The 5,623-nt window shown below is 59.2% G+C and carries 5 protein-coding genes; 2 read left to right on the forward strand and 3 right to left on the reverse strand.

The window, feature by feature from the left end; translation table 11 throughout:
- Positions 1 to 295 precede the first annotated feature (295 nt).
- The gene (locus BQ17_RS05940; RefSeq protein ID WP_089725186.1) at positions 296 to 904 is read left to right on the forward strand and encodes a hypothetical protein; all 609 of its coding nucleotides are present in this window, start codon (positions 296 to 298) and stop codon (positions 902 to 904) included.
- A 32-nt stretch (positions 905 to 936) separates the two neighbouring features.
- Here BQ17_RS05940 and BQ17_RS05945 read toward each other — a convergent pair whose 3' ends face one another.
- Positions 937 to 1,752 (reverse strand): symmetrical bis(5'-nucleosyl)-tetraphosphatase, encoded by an 816-nt coding sequence (locus tag BQ17_RS05945; RefSeq protein WP_089725188.1) that lies wholly within the window; start codon positions 1,750 to 1,752, stop codon positions 937 to 939.
- A 316-nt stretch (positions 1,753 to 2,068) separates the two neighbouring features.
- Here BQ17_RS05945 and BQ17_RS21555 point away from each other — a divergent pair, with 316 nt between their 5' ends.
- The gene (locus BQ17_RS21555; RefSeq protein ID WP_176722316.1) at positions 2,069 to 2,242 is read left to right on the forward strand and encodes a hypothetical protein; all 174 of its coding nucleotides are present in this window, start codon (positions 2,069 to 2,071) and stop codon (positions 2,240 to 2,242) included.
- A 179-nt stretch (positions 2,243 to 2,421) separates the two neighbouring features.
- Here the strand turns inward: BQ17_RS21555 and BQ17_RS05950 are convergent, their stop codons facing one another.
- Positions 2,422 to 3,087: a protein-L-isoaspartate O-methyltransferase family protein gene (locus tag BQ17_RS05950; protein WP_089725190.1), complete on the reverse strand. Its 666-nt coding sequence runs from the start codon at positions 3,085 to 3,087 to the stop codon at positions 2,422 to 2,424.
- A gap of 158 nt (positions 3,088 to 3,245) precedes the next feature.
- Positions 3,246 to 5,342, reverse strand: a complete 2,097-nt coding sequence (locus BQ17_RS05955) for a glycosyltransferase (protein WP_256091492.1) — start codon at positions 5,340 to 5,342, stop codon at positions 3,246 to 3,248.
- Between the last annotated feature and the right edge of the window lie 281 nt (positions 5,343 to 5,623).

The following is a 5,623-nucleotide window of genomic DNA, read 5'->3' on the forward strand; positions in this document are numbered from 1 at the left end:
ACAATCCGTGTTTATCTGTGTCCATCCGTGGTTCTAATGCAAGAAATGGTCTCCGTATTTTTACTATGCTGCACTAGTACCTAGTTTCTATCGATTCTACTAATTTTGGCACCGGAGCGTGAAAGTCAGGCGTGTGAGCAAGCAGATACTATGAACTTGCAATATCGGTCGAAACTAGGTACTAGCATCCCCCTCGGCATGACGCCGGTCTTGCATTCGCCCTCCGTTTGCTCCTATCTTCTCACCCAGCACGCCGCTTGTTGCCGCCGTGGGTTATGCTTTCTCTTGGGCTCCAATGCTACCCTTCAGCCTGACCAATTTCATCAAGTACCTGATCGGCGTCCTGTTGGTCCAGGGCGTCACCGTGCTGCTGGTGGTCACTGCCTACCGCACCGATCTGGAGCAGACCGGTCTCCTCTTTTTACTGCTCAATCTGGCCATCGGCACACTGACCGCTTTTTGGTTCACCTCTATGGCCGAAGGTGGGCGCAAGCAGGCGTTATCGCGGGCAAAAGAAGGCTTTGCACGTGAACGCGAGAAGCTCCGGGTGCACGCGGAGAGAGAGAAAGCCAAGGAGGTCAAGAACAACCAGCGTCGGATCTCCCGGGAGAGGCAACGCGCACAGCAAGGCGGCAATCTAAAAACCAGTCTGATGCTGGGCGGAGCGGCCGGGTTGGGCGTCGTCATGGTGCTGGCGCAGTTTGTAACCTTGGGCCTGCTCACCCTGACCACGGCCGGCGGTGCCGCCTTGGGGTACGGTCTGCGGGCCCGTCAGGACCGGCTGGGATTCGGAATCGGCAAGCTATTGCCACGCACCGAAAAACCGGTCCAGGTCATCGAAACACCAGCTACCAAGCAGGCCATCACGAACAAGAAACGAACCCCGAAGGCGGCCAGTGTGTGATCGCAATGGCTCGCCGGGTCGTCAGCCGCGGATCATGTACAAGAGACGGAGATGGGCCCGCTGGGTTTTTCTCGACGGACCCGAATGGCGGTTAGCCGGCCTTTCCACACGCAGCCGGTATCCAATGCCCAGGTGTTGTGCTCAGCCGCATAGCCCAGCGTCGACCAGTGTCCAAAGATGATGCGGGTACTTTTGGTTGCTCGGTTCGGTACGGCAAACCAGGGCAGATACCCGGATGTTTGAGAGCCCGGAGCGGCCTTCTCCTTTAGGGCCAGGGTCCCGTCGGCCTTGCAATAACGTAGACGGGTGAAGCAGTTGGTGATAAAACGCAGGCGTTCCACACCGGCAAGCGTGTTGGACCAACGGTCGGGCTCGTTGCCGTACATGGCGTCCAGATAGTCTGGATAATCAGGGCCCTGGAGCACCGTCTCCACCTCGTGGGCACAGGACAAGGCATCGCGGAGATCCCACTGGGGTGGGAGCCCCGCATGGATGAGGGCGAAATGCTTGTGCTCGTCGAAATGCATCAAGGGACGATGGCGCAGCCAATGCAACAGCTCGTCCCGATCCGCTGCCTGGAGCACCGGGGCAAGGGTGTTCTCTTTTACCCGTCTCGAGTTGCCGGCCGCCAGCGCGAGCAAGTGCAGATCGTGGTTTCCGAGGACCGTGAGGGCACGATCGCCGAGTTCTTTGACAAAGCGCAAGGTGGCGAGCGAATCGGGTCCCCGATTGACCAAGTCGCCGACAAACCAGAGGCGGTCTCGGCCCGGGTCGAATCGAAGACCCTCGAGCAACCGCCGCAGCCTTTCGTAACAGCCCTGGATGTCACCGATCGCGTAAGTCGCCATGGATGTTGCACCATCGCCTTATTTCACATCCGAAGATGCTCCCTGGAGGGTGACGGGGAAAAGGGTTCGAGATCAAGACGGATACCTGTCAGGGCGAGCGCGTATAAAATTTTTTAAAATCAATGACTTTGTATGGTTGCAAGCCGAACATGATAATAAAGTTCAATTATAACTTGTTGATTTATAAGGATATATGCCTGCCCTCGGATACCTGTCATGGGAGGTATTATCCCATTCAGAATTATGCTTTATTTGTTTTGTAAGTGTTGTAGACTTTAGTCTTCCAAGGACTATAAAAATTCGACATTTCGTCGGTATGTCTATGTTTCAGGAACCTAAACGGCGTAGGCTCGATCTGTTTTCTGTACTCTTGATTCTGGTCACGCTGGGGATGTCCGTCACCCTGGCCTACCAGGTCTCCGTCTACTATGGGGTAGACCGAATCTCCATCGCTAAACGAACCCCCACCGTGAGTAGCATCGGCGGATAGTAGGTTGTCCCGGCTAGTCCTCCTGCGCGGGGTTAGCTGGCCTCCTCTCCGCAGGGTGGGTAGCTCGGATTTTCCCGCTCCGATTTATCCGGCGTGAGCGTTCTTGGTGTGGGATGCGCCGGGAAAAACACTGGCTCGGCTGGCCCGAGCCGCCCGCTACGCGACAACCCACATAGGAATCAAAAGACGAAACGCTCCGGCTCCGGGGCCTTCTCCAGCGCCGGCACACTGGTCTCGAACAGTGACTGACGGCGGAAATCCCGGTCAGTGACGCGGGTCACAAGCAGGGCCTCCATGACCGGTTCTTCGCCGACGACGGTGAACAGACGCCCACCGGGGGCCAGCTGTCTTTCCAGTGTCCCCAGCGCCGCAGTGTCCGGTAGGGAGCCGGTCACGGCAATCACATCGAAGGGGTGTCCATTCACCGGCTCCTCGAGCCCGTCTCCGACGCGTACTTCCAGCCGCTGCGGCTGGAGCGCCTGCAGTGCCGTCCGCGCCTGTTCCGCCAGGCTTGCATGGATCTCCATGCCTACGACATGGCCGCCGAGATGGGACAGGCAAGCCGTTACATAACCGGTCCCGGTGCCGATCTCCAGGATCTTGTCGTCCGTTCGGATGTCTAGGGCCTGTAGCATGTGGGCCACCACCTTGGGTGCCAGCATGGTCTGCCCTTCCCCGATGGGGATCTCTATATCCGCATAGGCCAGGTTGCGATAGGCCGCCGGAACGAATTGCTCCCGTGGGATATCCGCCATAATCGACAGCACCCTGTCGTCCGCGACGTTCCAGGGTCGGATCTGTTGCTGGACCATGTTGAAGCGGGCGCTGTCGATGCTGGTATCCATGGGCGGAGAAGTTACCTCGGCTGGTTGGATATGTAGACAATAAGGCTACGGAATATGTGGTCGTTCGGCAAGCCGCCGAGAGTTGGAGCCGGTGGGTGGCGAACAAAAGGTAGAACGGAACAGCAAAACCTTGCCATATGTGAGAAGTAAGGTCCCACCTATCCGGCCGGCTCAGGCTTATTCTCCCCAGGCTCAACGAGGTCCGTCAGTGCTCGGCGGGCCGCAGCGAAGCTGAAATGCGCTTCCATCACCGCCAGTCCGTTGCGTGAAAGCCTTTCCCACAGGGAAGGGTCGGCGTAGAGATGCAGCACCGCGGCGGCGAATTCCGTCGGTTCATCGGCAATCAGTACCGATTCCCCATCTTCGAGGAACATGCCCTCGACCGCCTGTCGGGTGGCCACTACCGGCAGGCCGAAGGCCAGGCTCTGATTGATCTTGCCCTTGACCCCGGCCCCATAGCGCAATGGGGCTACGGACAGGCGACAACCGTCGAAGAACGAGGCCACATCGGGCACATAGCCCAAGATACGCACGTTCGCTGCCGCCAGATCCCTGACCTCCGGCGGTGGATCAGCCCCGATCACCACCAGCTGCACCTTAGGCCTCTCCGCCGAGACCAGCGGGAAGATTTCACGACAGAACCACAGGACGGCATCTCGGTTCGGAGGATGGGCGAAGGCACCGATGAAGAGGATATCCTGTCTGCGTGCAAAGGCGTTGCGGCTACCGTGGATACGGTGGACATTGGACAGGACCCGAACGTCCGCTGTGGGTGCCTCCCGCGCCAACAGAGCGCGTTCCACATGGTTTACCACCAGCGTGGTGTCCGCCTGTGCGATCAGCCCCAATTCCTCGTGCCGGCGCCGCTCGGCCGCGGCACGAATGGCCTTGTCCTCGGTCAGCTCAGCCAACCGCCGCTCGCGCAGGAAGTGGAGATCGACGGTGTCGAAGACGATGCGGGCACGGCGGCAGTGGCGGCGAACGCTGGCCATCAGCTGCGCCGCGGTGTCGGCTCGGCTCAAGATCACCAGGTCATAGTCCGCCCCGTGTGCTTGGAAGTGCCTGTCGATCGAGGAGACATAAGGTCGATACAGCACCTCCACGCCACGCTGCTGCAAATCGGAGACATAAGGTTGGGGCGCTTCCAGATTGGAGGCCGCGAAGGTTATCTTGAATCCGAGTTCTTGGAGTACCACGAACAGGTTTTGCATCCGCAGGGAGCCGGATTCCTTGTCCGGGGTCAACATGTAGGTGTCGCTGACAAAGACCCGGCGCCGGATTCGACGCTCCTTCTGTCGTTCCAGTTGGTCCCCACGCGCGCCGTGCGCCGCGAGCTCACCGCGCCAACGGGCCACGAACCTTTCCCGGTTGATGGCTTGAAACCGCTTCATACCCATGGCCGCGGTCTCGTTCGTCCCGGCGCTTACCCCCTCGAAGTGCACCACCCTCGATAGGGGCGCGTAGAGGACGCGATAGCCGGCCGCGCGGACGCGAAAGGCCAGGTCCACATCCCCGTAATAGGCCGGTGCGAAGTGTTCGTCGAAGCCCCCGAGCTGCTCGAACAGATCGCGGCGGATCGCCAGTGAGGCACCGGAGACATAGTCCGGCTCGCGTACATAGCTGTACTGGGGCTTGTAGGGGTCATCCAGATGGCCGTAGTTCCAGAAAGAACCATCCCGGAAAACAATGGCCCCGGCCTCTTGTTGGCGCCCATTCGGGAACAGCAGCCGACTGCCCACGACACCGACCTTCGAGTGCCTGCGGAAGGTCTCGATCAGGGCATCCAGCCAGCCCGGTTGCACCTGGGTGTCGTTGTTGAGAAAGACGATGTATCTGCCCCGTGCCTGATGGGCTCCGGCGTTGCAGGAACGGACAAAACCCAGGTTCCGCGAATTTACGACCAGACGGAGATTCCCGAAGCGGGACAGCTGCGCTCGCGTCTCGTCCGTCGAACCCTCATCGACGACCAGGACCTCGAAGCCGAAGGTACTTCGTTGACGCCTGAGTGCGGCAAGGCAGTGAAAGGTGAAGCGATACTGATTGAAGACGGGGATGATGATGGACACATCCACTACCGACACCACAGGGAACCCGAAGGGCTCGAAAGGCGGATGGAGCATCAAGAGCTCGGGTTTCCGCTTGACCGAGAGCGGGGTCGTCTTCAGGCGCCGCAACAGCTTGGCGACCAGGACCGGGAGACCTTCCGTGTGGAATACCTGCCTGGCTCGGGGTAGGTACTTAAGTATGACTCTCAACTGCTTAGAGTAACCCTGAATGATGTGGCGTTGTTTGGAGGGAAAAGATCCCTCCTGCGTCGGGACAAGTTTGACGTGTCGCGTTCGACGCCCAACGGCTCGTTGATCTACGACCAGGCCAATGCCGGCATCTCAACGCAACCTACACCTATATTACTTCCCGTACTGCCTGCACGCGCGGACCGCGCGTTAAGTATAGGTTGGGGGTAGTGGTTAAATTTAAATGCGACCTAATGCTTTGAACTCCACCGTTTTGCCATCCCTGGCCCTGGATTCCGGCA

It is taken from the genome of Candidatus Thiosymbion oneisti, from assembly GCF_900092655.1.
GTDB classification, from domain to species: Bacteria; Pseudomonadota; Gammaproteobacteria; order Chromatiales; family Chromatiaceae; genus Thiosymbion; species Thiosymbion oneisti.